Below are 18,095 nucleotides of genomic sequence, written 5' to 3' on the forward strand. Positions count from 1 at the left end.
GGCGTCAGGGCAAGAGCGGTTTGCGCTCCACCGGGGAGGTCAGCACGATCGACGTCGTGGTGCGCCCGAGCGCGGAGACCGCTTCGAGGACCTCCTCCAGGTGGACGGTGTCCCGGACGGCGACCTTGAGGATCCAGCAGTCCTCGCCGACGACATGGTGGACCTCGGTGATCTCGGGGCGCTCGATCAGCTCCAGGGTCCTGGGGTGCTTCAGCGTGTATCCACCGTGCGGGTTGACCCGGATGAACGCCTGGATGCCGTAGCCGAGCCGGCCCGGGACGACCTGGGCGCCGTAGCCGCTGATCACGGCCGCGGCCTCCAGTCGGCGGACGCGTTCGGTGACCGCGGCCGGGCTCAGCCGGACCCGGCGCCCCAGTTCGCTGAGTTTGATCCGGCCGTCGGTCTGGAGGAGGTGGAGGATCTGCCGGTCCAGCTCGTCGAAGGCCACCGTCGTTTCCCTGGCGGTGGCTCGCGGATGCCGTGGTTCTTTCGGTGCGGCGACCGGAACTCGCATGTCTTCCCCTTCAGATCCCGCGGGTACGCCCGAAGAATTATGGTCATGGAAAAGGCACGGAACGTCCTGGTCATCGGCGGCAACCGCTACTTCGGCAAGCGGCTGATCGCCCGGCCGCCGGCCGCCGGGGACCGGGTCACGGTCCTCAACCGGGGTTCGTCGGCGCCGCCCGCCGGAGCGGTGCACCTGATCGCCGACCGCGACGACGAGGACGCGCTGCGCGCCGCGCTCGGCCCGCGCACCTTCGACGTCGTCGTCGACCAGGTCTGCTACACCCCGCGCCAGGCGGCCATCGCCCGCCGCGTCTTCACCGGCCGCACCGGCCGCTATGTGATGACGTCGACGGTCGAGGTGTACGAGCACGAGGACTCGCCCGCGCTCGTGGGCGAAGCGGCCGTCGATCCGCTCGGCGTGACCGTCGACCTCGAACTCCCCTGGGACCGGCCCGAGTTCCTCGACGCCCACTACGGCGAGGGCAAGCGGCAGGCGGAGGCGGTGTTCGCGGCGGCCGGACCGGAGTTCCCGTACACGGCGGTCCGCGTGGCCCATGTCCTGGGCGGCGCAGACGACTTCACCGGCCGCCTGGACCACTACGCCGACCGCATCCGCACCGGCGAGCCGATCACCGTCCCCGCCACGAACCACCCGGCGACCTACATCCACGTCGACGAGATCGCCGACTTCCTCTTCTGGACGGCAGGGCAGGACTTCACCGGCCCGGTCAACGCGGCCTCCCACGGCACGCTGACCACGGCGGACCTGTGCGAGGCGCTCGCCGCCCAACTCCCGTCCGGCAAGGTGGTGTTCCGGACGGCGGAGGAGGGCGAGGCCACATCCCCGTTCTCCTTCGCCCGCTCCTACGGCATGGACAACTCCCGTGCCACGCGCCTCGGTTACCGGTTCACGCACGCCCGGGAGTGGCTGCCGGAGGCGGTGCGGTAGGCGAGGACGACGGTGTCACTCCCGCTCGTCCTCGTCACCGGCCCCACGCACCCCGAGCAACCGCCGCGTCAACTGGTCCCGGTCGGAGAGGAGTTCGTCGAGGGCCGCGCGGAGGTCGGCCGGTTCCGTGCGGCGCGACTCGCGTTCGGCGGCGATGAGGACGGAGCGGCGTACCAACTCCTTGGTGAAGGACGCCGTCGTGCCCTCCGTGCGGGACACCGCCTCGGCGGTGACCTCCTCGTCGAGGTCCAGGCAGGCGCCGTAGAGGTCGAGGAGGCGGGCGCGGCCCGGGGCGTCCGGGAGGGGGATTTCTACGGCGAGGTCGACTCGGCCGGGGCGTTGGATCAGGGCCGGTTCGAGGAGGTCGGCGCGGTTGGTGGTGAGGAGGAAGGCGACGTCGGCGTCGTCGCCCAGGCCGTCCATCTCGTTCAGGACCTGGAAGAGCAGGGGCTGTTCGCCGCTGCCGTAGTCGCGGGCCTCGGCGATCAGGTCGCAGTCCTCCAGGACGACGAGCGCGGGCTGGAGCATACGGGCCAGGGCGCAGGCGGGGCCGATCGCCTCGATGCTCGTGCCGGACAGGACGACGACCGTGAACTGCGGGAGGTGGGACAGGAGATAGCGGATCGTGTGGGTCTTGCCGGTGCCGGGCGGGCCGTAGAGGAGGAGGCCGCGGCGCAAGTGCTGGCCGGCGGCGCGGAGTTGGTCGCGGCGGCGGGCCACGCCGACGACCTGGCGCTCGACGCGCTCCAGGAGCCCCTCGGGGAGCACGATGTCGTCGCGGGTGAGAGTCGGGCGGCGGTGGAAGCGGAACGGGCCCAGGCCGTGGCCGAATTCGGAGCCCTCGAAGGAGAGGACCTGGCCGCGGAAGATGTTGTGCTCGCGGACGAGGACGTCGATCTCGGCGAGCAGTCGGTCCGCGAACTCCTTGTCCTGCGCGAGGACTTCGATCTCCACCGTGTTCCGCCCGTACTCGTCCCCCGGCCCGCGCAGCAGCACCGCGAACCGGTCCTCGCCCTCCGCGCCGAGGTAGAACCCGCAGGAGACACAGGCGAGTTCGGCGTCGGGCGAGACGGGGAGGTGGGCGTAGTCGACCGCCCCGATGGTGAACCGGTCGTGGCGGTCGGCGGCTTCGAGGATGTCGCCGAGGGTGAGGTCGCCGCGGTTCGACGCGCCGCGCATGCCGACGAGTTCGTAGGAGCGGCCCTCCGCCGCGAACCAGTGCTCCAGCGCGAGATGCACGTTCGGGAGGTCGTACGGCGGATACGCGGCCTTGACGACGGGCCGGTCGCCGGGGGCGGTGCCGAGGTGGGCGCGGAGGCGTTCGGTGAGGTTGCGGGCGGGGTCGTAGTCCTTGGACTTGGGGCGGGCGACCGCGGCGAGGAACTGGTAGAAGAGTTCGCTGATCTGCTGCAACGAGAGGGGCGAGGAGTCGCGTTCGGCGCCGTACCGGCGCTCGTACTCGCCCTCGCTCATGAACTCCACTCCGCCCGGTTCGCCCATGTCTGCCTCCGTAGTACCCAGGTTCCGATGTTTCGGACCAGAGTGTCAGACCATGGGCACCGCGGACGTCAGACCATCACCCCGGCCGAGGTCTCCACCTCCAGCAGGGACGCGCTCTCCCGCTCCTCGTCGAAGGCCTTCCGGCCGCCGCGCAGCCCGAACAGCCGCTTGGCCAGGGCGATGTAGACGACGGCGAGGATGTTGAGGACGAGGGTGGCGATCTTCAACCAGCTGATGTGTTCGGTGAGTTCGTAGATCTCCAGCGGCAGGAACGCGGCGGTCGCGACCACCGTCAGATACTCCGCCCACCGCTTGGCGTACCAGAGTCCGCCGGCCTCGACGAGTTCGATCAGCGCGTACGCCAGCAGGAGTACGGCGACCAGGAGCAGCGTGGAGTGCTTGTAGCCGAAGGTCTTCTGTATGGAACCGACGATCGGCGAGTGGTCGAGGTCGTAGTGGAAGTGCTTGAAGACGGGCCGGAGGACGTCGAGGTACTCGTCGAAGAGCTTGCGCACCGAGTCCTGGCTGTTGCTGAACTTCCAGACGGCGGCGGCGACCAGCACGATGAACACCCCGCGCACGGCCCGCTCGATGGCGAGGAACCGCAGGATGAACAGGTCCCGCAGCACCTTCCCGCGCGGTACGAGCGGCGCGTGGTCGGCGGGTCCGGAGCCGTGCGGCTCACCCAGGACGAAGTCGCCGCAGCGCAGACAGCGCCAGGCCTCCCCGAACCCGGTCTCGGCGCGCAGCCGTTCGCGCAGCGCCGGTTCGTCGGGCGCGTACGTCGCGTGCCCGTGCCGTGCGCAGTGCCGCCGGTCCCAGTCGATCTTCATGCCCATGGCCCCCGTGACTCCCGCCGAACGCGAACGTGCCGTGCGCACCGGAGGTTTCCGGCACGGCACGGCACGCTAGTGCATCCGCGTGAGAGTCGGCCGTAAAGGGCCGGACCATCGGGTGGAGCGAGGGTGACCGGGCGGCTGAGCGACGGGGGGACACCCAGCCGCCCGGCGTCGTCGGGGCGTCCGGACCGTGTTCAGGTCGGCCCGGGCGCCCCGCTTCGGGGAGCGGCGGCTCAGGCCTTGGTGAGTTCCTTCTCGCCGCCCTGCTCGGGTACGCCGTCGAGGTGGTCGTCGCCGTCCTTCTCGTCGAGCAACGTCTTCTCGTCGAAGGGGAGTTCACCCGCGAGGACCCGGTTGACGCGCTCCTTGTCGACCTCGCCGGTCCAGGTGCCGATGAGCAGCGTGGCGACGGCGTTGCCGGCGAAGTTGGTGACCGCGCGGGCCTCGCTCATGAAGCGGTCGATGCCGATGATCAGGCCGACGCCGTCGACCAGCGCGGGCTTGTGCGACTGCAGACCACTGGCCAGTACGGCGATACCGGAGCCGGAGACACCGGCCGCGCCCTTGGAGGCGACCATCATGAAGAGCAGCAGGCCGATCTGCTGGCCGATGCTCATCGGCTGGTCCATCGCGTCGGCGATGAACAGCGAGGCCATCGTCAGGTAGATCATCGTGCCGTCGAGGTTGAAGGAGTAGCCGGTCGGCACGGTGATGCCGACGACCGGGCGGCTGACGCCCAGGTGCTCCATCTTCGCGATGAGCCGCGGCAGCGCGGACTCGGAGGACGAGGTGGAGACGATCAGCAGGAACTCGCGGCCGAGGTACTTCAGCAGCTGGAAGAGGTTGACCTTGGCGACCAGCTTGGTCAGCGTGCCGAGCACGACCACGATGAACAGGAAACAGGTGACGTAGAAGCCGGCCATGATCGTGCCCAGTGCCTTGAGCGCGTCCATGCCGGTCTCGCCGATGACGGCGGCCATCGCGCCGAAGGCACCGACGGGCGCGGCCCACATGATCATGCCGAGGATGCGGAAGACCAGCTTCTGGATGTACTCGACCCCGCGCAGTACCGGCTCGCCGGTGCGGCCCATGGCCTGCAGCGCGAAGCCCGCGAGGAGCGCGATCAGCAGCGTCTGGAGGACCTGGCCCTCGGTGAACGCCGACACGAAGGTGGTCGGGATGATCCCGAGCAGGAAGTCGACCGGGCCCTCGGCGGCGGCCTGGGCCTGCGTGTGCCCGACGCCCTTGACGGCCTCGGTCAGGTGCATGCCGCTGCCCGGGTGGATGATGTTGCCGACGACCAGGCCGATGGCCAGGGCCACGAACGACATCGCGATGAAGTAGCCGAGCGCGAGTCCGCCGACCTTGCCGACCTGGGCGGCCTTCCGTACGGAGCCGACGCCGAGCACGATCGTGCAGAAGATGATCGGCGAGATCATCATCTTGATCAGCGCGACGAAGCCCGTGCCGAGCGGCTTCAACTCCTCGGCGAAGCCCGGCGCGGCGAACCCGACGGCGATGCCGAGGGCGACCGCGATGATCACCGCGATGTAGAGGTAGTGGGTGCGGTCCCGCTTCGCGGGCGGTGCGGCAGGTGCGGGAGCGGGGGTGCTGGCCACGGCTGCCCTCCTTGACGACGTCGTCGGCATCATCCGGCGTGCGGCTCACGACCGGCGGAACCCGGGTGGCGAGTGCGGCTCACGTCCGGGGTTTGGGGATTTCAAGCGGACCGCGCTGATCACGGTGCGGACCGGTCCGGGAGGCGGCTGCTTCCGGGGGTTGCGGTGACTATCTCCCGGCTTGTGAGAGCGGTCACCCTTCCGTTCATTTAGTACATGGCCTAAATGCGGCCCAGTAGTGACCGAGCAGGTGAAGCAAGCCTTCGGGTGCCGCTTCTACTCGAGCGACGCGCAGGCGGCTGAGCTGATGCGCACGTTCGGCGGTGTCCCTACCTGGCCGAAGTCCCATCGCTCCCCCTGCAGCAGGCGCTGCGCCACCTGCAGGGAGTGTTCACGAACTTCTCCGAGAAGCGCTCCGCCCATCCGCGACCCTGGCGAAGATGCGGGAGCCGTTGGACAGCGCGGGACGCTGGTTCGTCTCCATGCTCTGCGAAGACGCTTCGGTGAAGGCGCTCCCGACGAGCCGCGCGGCAGTGGGCGTCGACGCAGGCATCACCTCGCTGGTGACTCTGTCGACCGGCGAGAAGGTCGTCAATCCGAAGTTCGAGAAGAAGGACCGGGCGAAACTGGCCCGCGCGCAGCGGCAGCTGTCCCGTAAGGAGAAGGGTTCCAGGAATCACGACAAGGCCCGCACTCGGGTCGCACGGATCCACGCCCGGATCGCCGACCGGCGCCGGGACTTCCTGCACAAGCTGTCCACGCGTCTCGTTCGTGAGAACCAAACGATCGTGATCGAGGATCTCGCCGTCCGGAACATGCTGAAGAACCGCGCGCTCGCCCGTGCGATCTCCGACGCCTCATGGGCCGAACTGCGTTTCATGTTGGAGTACAAGGCCCGGTGGTACGGCCGCGAACTGATCGCGGTGGACCGCTGGTACCCGTCGAGCAGGACCTGCTCGGCCTGCGGCCATCTGGTCGCGAGAATGCCGCTGAACATCCGGGAATGGACCTGCACCGCATGCGGGGCACACCACGACCGGGATGAGAACGCGGCGAAGAACGTCCTGGCCGCCGGGCTGGCGGTGTCGGCCTGTGGAGCCGGTGTAAGACCCCAACGGAGAATCTCCGGGCGGGCGGCCGGTGGTGAAGCAGGAAGTCTTCGAAGGAGCGCCGGACAGCGGCGCGAAGTCGGAGAGTCCCCCTCTGCGGAGTCGGGAGAGGCCAATTGGTTCGCGCTTGACCCACCGGGCGTAGATACGGGCATCAGAGGGGTGAGCTGCGGAGAGACGGGGAGGCACACTGATCCCATGCGCATTCCCCGCGTCCCCCGCCCCCGCAGCCTCGCCGGCCAGCTCTTCGGCATGCAGGCCGTGCTGATAGCGGTCGTCGTCGCCGGGTACGCGCTGTTCACCTACGTCAGCGACCGCAGCCAGGCGGAGGACGCGGCCGGGCGGCAGGCGATGGCGGTGGCGCGGTCGGTCGCGGACTCGCCGTCGGTGATCGAGGCGATCGGTACGTCGAACCCGACCGCGCGCCTGGAGTCGTACTCCCTCCGTGTGCAGCGGCACACCCAGGTCGACTTCGTCACGATCATGAATCCGCAGGGCATCCGCTGGACGCACCCGGACCGGAAGCAGATCGGGAAGAAGTTCCTGGGCCACATCAAGCCCGCGCTGAACGGCGACTCCTTCACGGAGACCTACACCGGCACCCTCGGCGCGTCCGTCCGCGCGGTCACCCCCATCGAGAGCGACGGCAAGGTCATCGGTCTGGTCAGCGCCGGCATCCGGGTCGAGGCGATCACCCAGCGGGTGCAGGACCAGGTCACGGCGCTGATCGGGGTGGCGGCGGGCGCCCTGGCACTGGGTGCCGTAGGGACGTACGTCGTCAACGCCCGCCTGCGCCGCCACACCCATGGCATGAACGCGACCGAGCTGAGCCACATGCACGACTACCACCAGGCCGCGCTGCACGCGGTGCGCGAAGGGCTGCTGATGCTCGACGGTCAGTACCGGGTGGCGCTGATGAACGACGGCGGGCGGGAACTGCTCGGGGTGACCGGGGACGTGGTGGGCCGCTCGGTGGCGGACCTGGGTCTGCCCGCGCAGCTGACGGGAGCGCTCCTGTCGTCGGAGGAACGGGTGGACGAGGTGCATCTGACGGCGTCACGCGTGCTGGTCGTGAATACGTCACCGGTGTCGGGAGGCGAGCGCAGGGGAACGGTGGTGACCCTGCGCGATGTGACCGAACTCCAGGCGCTGATGGGCGAGTTGGACTCCGAGCGCGGCTTCACACAGGCGCTGCGCTCGCAGGCGCACGAGGCGGCCAACCGCCTGCACACGGTCGTCTCGCTGATCGAGCTGGGGCGCGCGGAGGAGGCGGTGGACTTCGCGACGGCCGAACTGGAGCTGGCCCAGACGCTGACCGACCAGGTCGTCTCGGCGGTCAACGAGCCTGTACTGGCTGCCCTGTTGCTGGGCAAGACGGCTCAATCGAACGAGCGGGGCGTGGAGTTGGTGGTGTCGGAGGACAGCGGCATGGACGACGGCCTGCTGCCCGACTCGCTGTCCGCGCGGGACCTGGTGACCATCCTCGGCAACCTCATCGACAACGCGGTGGACGCGGCCCAGGGCAGCCTGCGGGCGCGGGTCACGGTCACGGCGTACACGGAGACGGGCCCGGACGGCTCCGCGCTGCTGCTGCGGGTCGCGGACACAGGCACGGGGGTGGATCCGGCGCACACGGAGACGGTCTTCCAACGTGGCTTCTCGACGAAGCCGGCGGGGCCGGGCGGTCGCGGGCTGGGGCTGGCGTTGGTACGGCAGGCGGTGAACCGGCATGAGGGGACGTTGACGGTGGCTGAGGCGGAGGGGGGCGGGGCGGTGTTCGAGGTGCGGTTGCCTTTGTGGGGGACGGGGGTGGGGGCGGATTCGGGATCGGGTGAGGGTGCGGGTTCAGATTCGGGTGCGGGTTCGGATTCGAGTGGGGGTGGCGGTGGGGATGCGGGTCCGGGTTCGGATTCGGGTCGTGCCCGGGCGTCCTCCCGGGGTTCTGTTTCCAAAGGTGGCGCTTCATGACTACGGCCGAGCCGATCCGCGTCCTCATCGTCGAGGACGACCCCGTCGCCGCCGACGCGCACGTCATGTACGTGGGCCGGGTACCGGGGTTCGTGGCGGTGGGCAAGGCGCACACGGGCGCGGAGGCGCGGCGGGCGCTGGAGCGTACGCAGGTGGACCTGTTGCTGCTGGACCTGCATCTGCCGGACGCGCACGGGCTGCAACTCGCGCGGTCGTTGCGGGCGGCCGGGTACCACGCCGACGTCATCGCGGTGACGTCGGCGCGGGACCTGGCGGTGGTCCGGGAGGGGGTGTCGCTGGGGGTCGTGCAGTACGTACTGAAGCCGTTCACGTTCGCCACGCTCCGGGATCGGCTGGTGCGGTACGCCGAGTTCCATGCGGCTGCGGGTGAGGCGAGCGGTCAGGACGAGGTCGACCGGGCCTTGGCTGCCTTGCGGGCGCCGTCGCCTGCGGCGCTGCCCAAAGGACTGAGTGCGCCGACGTTGGAGAAGGTGACTGTCGCTCTGCGGGACTGCGGGGAGGGGCTTACGGCTGCGGGGGTCGCGGAGGCGGTGGGGATTTCCCGGATCACGGCTCGGCGGTACCTGGAACATCTGGTGGAGGCGGGGCGGGCGGCGCGAAGTCCGCAGTACGGGACTGTGGGGCGGCCGGAGTTGCAGTACCGGTGGGTCAAGGGGTAGGCGGGCGGGGCGAGTTGAAGGGCCGCGCGTAACTGAGGACCTGGTGGCCGAGGCCTACGACGATGAGCGCCTCGGCCACGGAGAGCATGAGCAGGCCCGAGGACGTCTGACCCGCGAACCAGTAGACGACCAGACCGGCGAGCGGGACGACACAGAACGCCAGCAGGTCGATCACACACTGGATGACCTTGCGGGAACGGCGCCGGGTGTCGGAGCGGTGGGCGATCTCCCAGGCGAACACCGCCTGGGCGTCGGTGAGTTCGGCGAGCCGGGGTCCGAGGTCGTCCCGTACGTACGTCCCGATCGCGGAGATCTTCTCGTCGTTCACGAGGTAGGTCCAGCCGAGCACGACACACACCGGCGGCAGCGCGAGCAGCATCTCGGACTGCTTGGCCTGGGCCGCGGCGGCGATGACGGCGGCGACGACGGTGAGGGTGACGTAGAGGAGGTTGTCGCGGAATCCGATACGGGTCTTCTGTTCGTCCTTGACGGTCTGGTACTCGGCGAGGAGTAGTTGGCCGACGGTGACGTCTCGCTCGGACACGCTGTTCCCCCTCGGTCTGGTGTCAACACGCCCACTGCGCAGGCATCTTGGCAGTACTTTATGAGGGTGCCGGAGACAAATCCCACCGTGGTGGTACTGACTGCCCTGTCCCTTGAGTACGAGGCCGTGCTCGATCATCTCGACGACGACGTACGCCAGCGTGTGCACGAGCCGCACGGCACCCGGGCCGAGGTGGCCCGGCTGCCCGGCACCCCCTGGGACGTCGCCGTGGTGGAGATGGGTGAGGGGGTCCGCACGGCTGCCGTGCTCACCGAACGGGTCGTCACCTGGCTCAAGCCGCAGGCGGTCATCTTCGTCGGAGTGGCCGGGAGCCTCAAGAAGGACATCCCGGTCGGTGACGTCGTGATCGCGACGAAGGTGTACGGCATCCACGGCGGCAAGGAGACCCCCCAGGGCTTCCTCGTCCGACCCGAGGCCTGGCACGCCTCTCATCGCCTCGAACAGGCCGCGCGCCACGCCCTGCGCCGCGACCGGCACGTGCACTTCAAGCCGATCGCAACGGGCGACGTGGTGCTCGCCTCGGCCAAGTCCGCGCTGATGGAACACCTCAGAGCCCACTACAACGACGCCGCCGCCATCGAGATGGAGGGGGCCGGTGTCGTCGACGCGGTGCAACTGGCGGGCGGGGACGCGCTGGTGATCCGGGGCATCAGCGATCGGGCCAACGCGGCCAAGTCCCGTACGGACGAGGAGGGTTGGCAGCCACGGGCCGCAGAGAACGCGGCTGCGGCGGCCGTTGCGGTACTGCGGGAGTTGATGCCGTTCCGCGGGCGGGTGGGGAGTTCCGACAGGGAGGGCGAGGACTCCGAGGAGGGGCCCCATCAAGGGGCGTCGTACGGAGGGGATCACCTCGACTTTCGGGGGAGCACCTTCAACGGGCCCTTCATTGCGAAACGGGTGGACCGGGAGCGGTAGCGACTCCGGACGCGGGTCCGTTCACGGGCCGGTGCCGGTTGCCACGGCCGCGTTGCCTGCGGTGCCGGCGGGGTTCACCGGGCGGGACGAGGACTTGGCACGGCTGTTTCCCGTACTGGATCCGGGCGCGGAGTCCGATCTGCCGGTGGTGATCTGCGCGGTGTCCGGGCTGGGCGGGATCGGGAAGACGTCGTTGGCGTTGTGTGCCGCGCATCGTGCGGTGCGGGACGGGTGGTTCCCGGGCGGGACGTTGTTCGTCGACTTTCGGGGGTACGACGAGGATCCGGTTACGGCGGATCAGGCGGTGGTTGCGCTGCTGGACGGGATGGGGGTGCGGGGGGCGGATCTTCCGCAGACGGTGGCGGGGCAGTACGGGCTGTATCGGCGGCTGTTGGCGGAGGAGCGGCGGCCGATGTTGTTGGTCCTCGACAATGCGTCAGATGCCGGGCAGGTGATGCCGCTTGTGCCGGGGACGGATCATCATCGGGTGCTGGTCACTTCTCGGGATCGGCTCATCGAACTGGACGCTCAGCTGATCGACCTCGACGTCCTCAACGCGGAGGATGCCGCCGATCTCATCAGCAGGTCCTTACGACTCAGCGACCGCAGTGACGAACGGGCGACGCGCGAACCTGAGGCTGTGTCGGAACTCGCCACGCTCTGCGGCCACCATCCGCTCGCGCTGAGGATTACCGCCGGCATGCTGCGCAAGCGCCGCCACCGCTCCGTCGCATCCCTCGTGGACGAATTGCGGGGTGCCGAGGACGTGACGGCGGCTGTCGGACTCCGCCCGCTCTTCGAGATGGCGTACCGGCAACTGCCGTCCGAACAGGCCAGGTTGCTGCGTCTGCTCGCGCTGGCTCCGGCGGCCGAGGTCGGCAGCGAAACGGCCTCTGCACTTGCAAATCTCGGCATCGACCGGACGTTCGACCTACTCGAAGAGCTCGCGGCAGCCCACCTTGTTACGCCTGTTCCGGCAGGGGCGGACGTGCGGTGGCGGTTGCATGACTTGGTGAGGATGTTCGGGGTGAGTGTGGCTGAGGGAGATGTGGAGTTGCAGGAGGAGGGGGAGGCGGCGCGGGAGCGGGTGTTGGAGTTCTATCTGCGGTGGGCGCATGCGGCGGATGACCGGTTGCGGTGGCTGCCAGGGAGGCCGGAGCCGAAACGGTTCGCGGACCGGGCTGGCGCGTTGGCGTGGCTGGACTCCGAGCGGGCGGGGCTGGTGGCAGCGGTGCAGTGGGCGCGGGAAGAGCGGTACGCGGACAGGGCGGTAGGGCTGTCCCAGTGTCTGACGGAGTATCTGGACTGGCGGCGCCTCTTCGACGACAAGATCACGGTGTGCGGTGCCGCGCGGGAGGCCACCCACCGCGCTGGCAACCGGGTAGGGGAGGCCAGCGCATGGACCAGCCTCGGCATCGCCCTGCGGCAGACAGGCCGGACGGAGGAAGCAGTCGACGCCCACACACGCGCCCGCGACCTGTTCCAGGCCGTCGGGGGTCGCGTCGGCGAGGCCATCGCGTGGGACAACCTCGGCATCGCCCTGCAAGAGACGGGCCAGGTGGAGGAGGCGATCGACGCCCACACCCGCGCACGCGACCTCCACGAGGCCGAAGGGGATCGCCACCGCGAGGCCAACGCATGGAACAACCTGGGCGGCACCCTACGGAAGGCGGGCCGGGCGGAGGAAGCCATCGACGCCCACACCCGGGCCCACAACCTGTACCAGGCCGCCGGGGATCGCCAGGGTGAGGCCACCGCGTGGAACAACCTCGGTGGCGTCCTGCGGGTGACGGGCTGGACGGAGGAGGCGGTTGAGGCGTACGGGAAGGCACTGGAGCGCTACCAGGAGTTCGATGATTGGTACGGGACGGGCCAGACCCTCTACAACCTGGCCCTCGTCCACCAGTACGCCGCCCGCACCGCCGAGGCCCGCACCCACTATCTCCAGTCCGCCGAAGCCTTCACTCGCGCCAACGCCCCCACCGAAGCCGCCGAAGCCCAATCCCGCGCAGACGCATTGACCTGACTAGACCACTCCACTTACCTTCACCGGGCAGCCATCCGCCCAGGCCACAACGCAGTGAGCCCGTAGGAGGTCATGCCCGTGCGCCCCACCGCCGCCAGCCCCCGCCGAACTGCCGTACTCACACCCCTAGTTGCTCTCGCCGCCCTCTCCCTCGCCGCGACCACCCTCACCGCCTGCGGCAGCGGATCCGGCAGCAGCCCCGACACAGTCAAGATCTCCTTCAAGCAGTCGACGGACAACTCCATCAAGGTGATGGACACCTACCTCGCCGACATGAAGAAGCAGTTCGAGAAGCAGTACCCCGGCAAGAAGGTCGAGCTCGTCCCGATCAAGGCCCCGGACTCGGAGTACTACACCAAGCTCCAGCAGATGCTCCGCTCGCCGAAGACCGCCCCGGACCTGGTCTACGAGGACACGTTCCTCATCAACAGCGACATCACCTCCGGGTACTTGAAGCCCCTCGACGCCTACCTCAACAAGTGGCCGGACTGGAACCAGTTCATCGACACGGCGAAATCCGCAGCCAAGGCCGAGGACGGGAAGACGTACGGCGTCCCGGACGGCACGGACACCCGCGGCCTCTGGTTCGACAAGGGGATCTTCAAGAAGGCGGGTCTGCCCGCGAATTGGCAGCCGAAGACGTGGGACGACGTGCTCGCCGCGGCCCGCACGATCAAGCAGAAGGTCCCGAACGTCACCCCGCTCAACGTCTACACGGGGAAGCCTGCCGGCGAAGCGGCCACCATGCAGGGCTTCGAGATGCTGCTCTACGGCACCAACGACGGCTCCACGGACCCCCTTTACGACAAGTCGTCGAAGAAGTGGATCGCCGGGAGCCAGGGTTTCAAGGACGCGCTCTCCTTCGTCCACACGGTCTACAAGGAGAAGCTCGGCCCGGACGTGTCCGACGCCCTCGACCCCAACATCCAGACCTACGTGGCCGGTGAACTGCTCCCCAAGGGCAAACTCGGCATCGCGCTCGACGGATCGTGGCTGCCCCAGGCCTGGTTGAAGGGCAGCGGGCACGAATGGCCGGACTGGTCAAAGGAGTTGGGGCTCGCGTACATGCCCACGCAGAACGGTCAGGCACCCGGCAAGGTGAGCATGTCCGGCGGCTGGACGTGGGCGATCCCCTCGAAGGCCGGCAACCCGGACCTCGCCTTCGACTTCATCAAGACGATGCAGACGAAGGCGAACGCGGAGAAGTGGTACATCGCCAACTCTGGTATCTCCGTACGGAAGGACGTCGCCGCCGACCCCGCCTACGCAACCGCCCAGCCCGGCATCAAGTTCTTCACGGACCTGGTCGCGAGCACGCACTACCGCCCGGCGTACCCGGCGTACCCGAAGGTCTCCACCGCCATCCAGGAGGCGATGGAGGGCGTGACGACGGGCGACATGTCGGTGGACAAGGCGGCGAGTTCGTACGACGACGAGCTCAAGTCGGCCACGGACAACCAGGTCATCGAGAAATGAACGGCGGCGACCGCCGATGACCACAGCACCGCAGCACACGGGCCCGGGCGTGCGGGAAGTCCCCCCGGGCCCGCCGGCCCCGACCCCCCAACTCCCCACCCCCAAACGCCCGTTCACCCAAACCCTGACCCGCCTCCTCCCCCTCTCCCCCGCCCTGATCCTCCTGCTCCTCTTCCTGGCCGGCCCGATCGCGTACTGCGCGTACATCGCCTTCACCGACCTCCAACTCACCGGCCAGGCCCACTCGTCCTTCGTAGGCTTCGCGAATTTCCGCACGGCCTTCAAGGACTCGGAATTCCTGAACGCCGTATGGCTGACGCTGGTGTTCACGGTCCTGTCGTCCCTGATCGGCCAGAACACGATCGGTCTGGCCCTGGCCGCACTGATGCAGCGCGCGTCGAAACCGGTGCGCACGCTCACGGGCGCGATCGTGATCACGGCATGGGTACTCCCGGAGGTCGTCGCCGGCTTCCTCCTCTACGCCTTCTTCCGCCGCGAGGGCACCCTGGACGCGATCCTGGTCTGGCTCCATCTCCCGTCCCAGAACTGGCTGTTCACCCTCCCCATCCTGGCGGTGTCGTTCGCGAACGTGTGGCGGGGAACGGCGTTCTCGATGCTGGTGTACTCAGCCGCCCTGAACGAGATCCCCAAGGAGATCACGGAGGCGGCGGAGGTCGACGGCGCGAGCGGCTGGCGCCGGATGTGGCACATCACGCTGCCGATGATCCGCCGTTCGATCGGCACGAACCTGATGCTGAACACGCTGCAGACCCTGTCCGTCTTCGGCCTGATCTGGGTGATGACGCGAGGCGGCCCGGGAAACAAGAGCCAGACCCTCCCCCTCTACATGTACGAACAGGCCTTCCAGAACAGCATGATCGGCTACGCCACGGCGGTCGCGCTGCTCCTGCTCCTGGTCGGCTCGCTCTTCTCGGTGATCTACATGCGCCTGCTGCGAACGGAGGTCTGACCCATGGCACTCACCCTCTCCTCCCGCCGCACGACCCGACGCCTGGCGGCGGACGCGGGGCTGTTGGTGGTCGCGGCGGCGTTCGCGCTGCCGCTGCTCTGGGTGGTCCTGTCGTCCCTCGACGCCCACGCCGACCTCAAGGTGAAGGCCCCCGACGGCCTGACCCTGGACAACTTCCACGCGATCCTGAACTCGGACATCACGTTCACGCCCCTGCTCAACAGCCTGATCCTGTGCGGGTTCGGAACGCTGCTGACGGTGGTGTGCGCGGCGCTGGCGGCGTACCCGCTGTCGCGGTTCCGGTCGCGGCTGAATCGTCCGTTCCTGTTGACGATTCTCTTCGCTACCAGCCTTCCGGTCACCGCGATCATGGTGCCGGTGTACGCGTTGTTCGTGCAGGTGAATCTCATCGACACCATGCAGGGCACGATCTTCTTCTTCGCCGCGTCCCAACTCCCGTTCGCCATCTGGCTGATGAAGAACTTCATGGACGGCGTACCGAAGGAGTTGGAGGAGGCGGCATGGACCGACGGCGCGTCGTCGTTTCAGTCCCTCGTGCGGATCGTTCTTCCGCTGATGGGGCCGGGGGTCGCGGTGGTGACCGTCTTCTCGTTCGTGATGATGTGGGGGAACTTCTTCGTCCCGTTCATGCTGCTCCTTACGCCGGATCAGATGCCGGCGAGTGTGAGCATCAACGAGTTCTTCGGGAATCGGGGGATGGTGGCGTATGGGCAGTTGGCCGCGTTCTCGGTTGTTTATTCGACGCCGGTGATTTTGTTGTACGTGCTGGTGGCGCGGCGGTTGGGTGGGGGGTTTGCTTTGGGTGGGGCTGTTAAGGGGTGAGTTCTTCGGCCCAGGCGCGGGATCGGGCGGCTTCGGTGGGGGCGTTGGCGCGGGTGTAAGCGTCGGCGGACTGGAGGTAACGGGCGCGGGCCTCGGCGGGCCGGTCGGCGTCTTCGTGGGTGGCAGCCAGGTACATGAGGGCCGTGCCTGCCTGGTGCCAGTCCTCGAATTCCTCGTGGATCGCCTGAGCCTTACTGAACGCTTCGGCCGCCTCCCCGCCCCGCCCGACTTCCCACAAGGCGCGGCCTAGTCCGTTCCACGCCATACCCTCGTTGCGGCGGTCCTTAACAGCCTGGCATAGGTCGCGGGCACGGCAGTGAGCATCGATGGCTTCCTCTACCCGGCCCACCCTGCGTAGTTCGCAGCCGAGGTTGTGCAACGCCATGGCCTCACGGTGGCGGGCCCCGACCTCCTGGAACAGGTCGCAGGCGCGGGTGAGGGCATCGATGGCCTCCCCCGCCCGACCAGCCTTCCCTAGGGCGCTGCCGAGGTTGCCCCAAGCACCTGCCTCTCGAAAGCGGTCCCCGGCCTCCTGGTACAGGTCACAAGCATGGGTGAGGGCATCGATGGCCTCCCCCGCCCGACCAGCCTCCCGCAAGGCACCGCCGAGGTGATCCGAGGCAATGGCCTCACCGAAACGGTCCCCGGCTCGGCAGGCGGCCTCCCGCGCGGTATCGGCGACAGTGATCTTGTCGTCGAAGAGCCGCCGCCAGCCCAGATACAGCGCCAGACACTGCGACAGCTGTACCGCGGTGGCCACGAACCGCTCCTCCCGCGCCCACTGCACCGCCGCCACCAGCGCTGCCCGCTCGGAGTCAAACCACGCCAACGCCCCCGCCCGATCCGTAAACCGCTCCGGCACCGGCATCCCCGGCAACCACCGCAACCGGTCATCCGCCGCATCCGCCCACCGACGATAGAACGCCAGCACCCGCTCCCGAGCAGCCTCCCCCTCCTCTTGCAACCCCGCATCTTCCTTGACCACACCCACCCCGAACACCCGCACCAAGTCATGCAACCGCCACCGCCCACGCCCACTCCCCCGCTCAACAAGATGAGCGCGAGACAACGCATCGAGCACACGCACCGGCGCAGTGTCCGCCCCATCCAGCACGGCCACGACCTCGGCCGTCACCTCCGGCCCCGGAGCCAGAGCCAACAGCCGTAGCAACCGGGCCTGTTCAGCCGGCAGTCGCCGGTACGACAGATCAAAGGCAGCCCGCACGCTGCGCTCACCGTCATCGAGGTGCAGGAGACGGTCTCCGGACTCGGCGAGTTCCAGCACAAGTTCGGCCACGGGCTTGTCCCGGTCGAGGACGAGCAAGGCCGCGGCGATCTGAAGGGCCAGCGGCAAGTGCCCACAGAGCAAGGCAAGTTCGGCAGCCGCCTCACCTTCATTCGCCACCCGCGCATCATCCCGAGCGGCGATCCGCAACGCCCGGTCCAGAAGGTCGTACGCCTCCTCCGGACTCAGTTCCCCCAACGACAGTAGCCGCGCCCCCAGTTGAGGCAACTTGCTCCGCGAGGTGGCGAGCAGCCGGTGCCGCGCACCCCCGGGATGCAGCGGACGCACCTGCTCCGCCGAGGACACATTGTCGGCCAGAACCAACACCGCCCCCAACTCCCGCGCCCGCGCCGCAAGCACCGATCGATACAAGGCAGCCCGCGTATCAACCCCGTTGGGAATGTGCTCCGGAGGCGTCCCCAGCGCCCTCAGCAGAGTCGCCAGCGCCTGCTCCGCTGTAAGGCGATCATCGTCGTACCCATGCAAGTTGACGAAGAGGACCCCACCCGGGAACCACTTATTCTCACGGGCCGCGTGCGCCGCCTCCACCGCAAGCGCGGTCTTACCGATACCACCGAGCCCGGACACCGCGGCAACCAGCACGGTTCCCGGCGCTTCGCCCCCAGCCGGGTCGAACGCGCGCAGCAACTCCCCGAGTTGGTCACCGCGACCGGTGAACCCGGCCGCCTTCGGAGGCAGGGCATCGAGCGCGGTGGGCGCAGGGTCGTGCTGGTGGTACTCCACCTTCTTCACGGTGAAGTCCCCGTTGAACGTCCCGCCCCGAAAATCCTTGTGATCCCCGCCGTACTGGTCGCCCATCGCGCCGTCCCCGTGCCGCTGCCCC

The 18,095-nt window shown here is 68.7% G+C and carries 14 protein-coding genes; 8 read left to right on the forward strand and 6 right to left on the reverse strand.

The window, feature by feature from the left end:
* Positions 1–4: 4 nt before the first annotated feature.
* Positions 5–448, reverse strand: coding sequence for an Lrp/AsnC family transcriptional regulator (locus ACIBK4_RS02580; protein WP_398991397.1), 444 nt, complete (start codon positions 446–448; stop codon positions 5–7).
* Between the two features lie 105 nt (positions 449–553).
* Between ACIBK4_RS02580 and ACIBK4_RS02585 the strand changes: the two genes are divergently transcribed.
* On the forward strand, positions 554–1,456 hold the full coding sequence (locus ACIBK4_RS02585; RefSeq protein ID WP_398991399.1) for an NAD-dependent epimerase/dehydratase family protein: 903 nt from the start codon (positions 554–556) through the stop codon (positions 1,454–1,456).
* A gap of 15 nt (positions 1,457–1,471) precedes the next feature.
* Here ACIBK4_RS02585 and ACIBK4_RS02590 read toward each other — a convergent pair whose 3' ends face one another.
* The 3 genes from ACIBK4_RS02590 to ACIBK4_RS02600 form a co-directional block, all read right to left on the reverse strand.
* Positions 1,472–2,956 carry an AAA family ATPase gene (locus ACIBK4_RS02590; protein ID WP_398991401.1) on the reverse strand — a complete coding sequence of 495 codons (1,485 nt, stop codon included), beginning with the start codon at positions 2,954–2,956 and terminating at the stop codon, positions 1,472–1,474.
* A gap of 68 nt (positions 2,957–3,024) precedes the next feature.
* Positions 3,025–3,789: a DUF2127 domain-containing protein gene (locus ACIBK4_RS02595; RefSeq protein ID WP_398992919.1), complete on the reverse strand. Its 765-nt coding sequence runs from the start codon at positions 3,787–3,789 to the stop codon at positions 3,025–3,027.
* A gap of 239 nt (positions 3,790–4,028) precedes the next feature.
* The gene (locus ACIBK4_RS02600) at positions 4,029–5,447 is read right to left on the reverse strand and encodes a cation:dicarboxylate symporter family transporter (RefSeq protein ID WP_398991403.1); all 1,419 of its coding nucleotides are present in this window, start codon (positions 5,445–5,447) and stop codon (positions 4,029–4,031) included.
* Positions 5,448–5,854: 407 nt separating this feature from the next.
* Between ACIBK4_RS02600 and ACIBK4_RS02605 the strand changes: the two genes are divergently transcribed.
* Both ACIBK4_RS02605 and ACIBK4_RS02610 read left to right on the forward strand, forming a co-directional pair.
* On the forward strand, positions 5,855–8,491 hold the full coding sequence (locus tag ACIBK4_RS02605) for an RNA-guided endonuclease TnpB family protein (RefSeq protein WP_398991405.1): 2,637 nt from the start codon (positions 5,855–5,857) through the stop codon (positions 8,489–8,491).
* The gene (locus tag ACIBK4_RS02610; protein ID WP_019073117.1) at positions 8,488–9,171 is read left to right on the forward strand and encodes a response regulator; all 684 of its coding nucleotides are present in this window, start codon (positions 8,488–8,490) and stop codon (positions 9,169–9,171) included. Before ACIBK4_RS02605 ends, ACIBK4_RS02610 begins: the two co-directional genes overlap by 4 nt.
* On the opposite strand, the gene ACIBK4_RS02615 is transcribed toward ACIBK4_RS02610, so the two are convergent.
* Positions 9,161–9,715 (reverse strand): hypothetical protein, encoded by a 555-nt coding sequence (locus ACIBK4_RS02615; protein WP_398991408.1) that lies wholly within the window; start codon positions 9,713–9,715, stop codon positions 9,161–9,163. The genes ACIBK4_RS02610 and ACIBK4_RS02615 overlap by 11 nt on opposite strands.
* 60 nt (positions 9,716–9,775) lie before the next feature.
* Between ACIBK4_RS02615 and ACIBK4_RS02620 the strand changes: the two genes are divergently transcribed.
* The 5 genes from ACIBK4_RS02620 to ACIBK4_RS02640 all read left to right on the forward strand — a co-directional run bounded on the left by ACIBK4_RS02620 (position 9,776) and on the right by ACIBK4_RS02640 (position 15,966).
* Complete coding sequence (locus ACIBK4_RS02620; protein ID WP_398991410.1) at positions 9,776–10,651, forward strand: 5'-methylthioadenosine/S-adenosylhomocysteine nucleosidase; 876 nt, start codon at positions 9,776–9,778, stop codon at positions 10,649–10,651.
* A gap of 31 nt (positions 10,652–10,682) precedes the next feature.
* Positions 10,683–12,677, forward strand: a complete 1,995-nt coding sequence (locus ACIBK4_RS02625) for a tetratricopeptide repeat protein (RefSeq protein ID WP_398991412.1) — start codon at positions 10,683–10,685, stop codon at positions 12,675–12,677.
* Between the two features lie 72 nt (positions 12,678–12,749).
* Positions 12,750–14,153, forward strand: coding sequence for an extracellular solute-binding protein (locus ACIBK4_RS02630; RefSeq protein ID WP_398991414.1), 1,404 nt, complete (start codon positions 12,750–12,752; stop codon positions 14,151–14,153).
* A gap of 16 nt (positions 14,154–14,169) precedes the next feature.
* On the forward strand, positions 14,170–15,123 hold the full coding sequence (locus ACIBK4_RS02635; protein WP_398991416.1) for a carbohydrate ABC transporter permease: 954 nt from the start codon (positions 14,170–14,172) through the stop codon (positions 15,121–15,123).
* A gap of 3 nt (positions 15,124–15,126) precedes the next feature.
* The gene (locus ACIBK4_RS02640) at positions 15,127–15,966 is read left to right on the forward strand and encodes a carbohydrate ABC transporter permease (RefSeq protein WP_398991418.1); all 840 of its coding nucleotides are present in this window, start codon (positions 15,127–15,129) and stop codon (positions 15,964–15,966) included.
* Here ACIBK4_RS02640 and ACIBK4_RS02645 read toward each other — a convergent pair.
* Positions 15,956–18,070 (reverse strand): tetratricopeptide repeat protein, encoded by a 2,115-nt coding sequence (locus tag ACIBK4_RS02645; protein WP_398991420.1) that lies wholly within the window; start codon positions 18,068–18,070, stop codon positions 15,956–15,958. The genes ACIBK4_RS02640 and ACIBK4_RS02645 overlap by 11 nt on opposite strands.
* Positions 18,071–18,095 lie beyond the last annotated feature (25 nt).

It is taken from the genome of Streptomyces sp. NPDC050528 (genome assembly GCF_044457795.1).
Classification (GTDB): Bacteria; Actinomycetota; Actinomycetes; order Streptomycetales; family Streptomycetaceae; genus Streptomyces.

Bases quoted from the DNA above. Each gene is read 5' to 3' on its own strand.
- ACIBK4_RS02595 (WP_398992919.1), bottom strand. From the start codon at position 3,789: ATGAAGATCGACTGGGACCGGCGGCACTGCGCACGGCACGGGCACGCG.
- ACIBK4_RS02620 (WP_398991410.1), top strand. From the start codon at position 9,776: ATGAGGGTGCCGGAGACAAATCCCACCGTGGTGGTACTGACTGCCCTG.
- ACIBK4_RS02610 (WP_019073117.1), top strand. From the start codon at position 8,488: ATGACTACGGCCGAGCCGATCCGCGTCCTCATCGTCGAGGACGACCCC.
- ACIBK4_RS02605 (WP_398991405.1), top strand. From the start codon at position 5,855: ATGCGGGAGCCGTTGGACAGCGCGGGACGCTGGTTCGTCTCCATGCTC.
- ACIBK4_RS02640 (WP_398991418.1), top strand. From the start codon at position 15,127: ATGGCACTCACCCTCTCCTCCCGCCGCACGACCCGACGCCTGGCGGCG.
- ACIBK4_RS02600 (WP_398991403.1), bottom strand. From the start codon at position 5,447: ATGATGCCGACGACGTCGTCAAGGAGGGCAGCCGTGGCCAGCACCCCC.
- ACIBK4_RS02590 (WP_398991401.1), bottom strand. From the start codon at position 2,956: ATGGGCGAACCGGGCGGAGTGGAGTTCATGAGCGAGGGCGAGTACGAG.
- ACIBK4_RS02585 (WP_398991399.1), top strand. From the start codon at position 554: ATGGTCATGGAAAAGGCACGGAACGTCCTGGTCATCGGCGGCAACCGC.
- ACIBK4_RS02635 (WP_398991416.1), top strand. From the start codon at position 14,170: ATGACCACAGCACCGCAGCACACGGGCCCGGGCGTGCGGGAAGTCCCC.
- ACIBK4_RS02645 (WP_398991420.1), bottom strand. From the start codon at position 18,070: ATGGGCGACCAGTACGGCGGGGATCACAAGGATTTTCGGGGCGGGACG.
- ACIBK4_RS02630 (WP_398991414.1), top strand. From the start codon at position 12,750: ATGCCCGTGCGCCCCACCGCCGCCAGCCCCCGCCGAACTGCCGTACTC.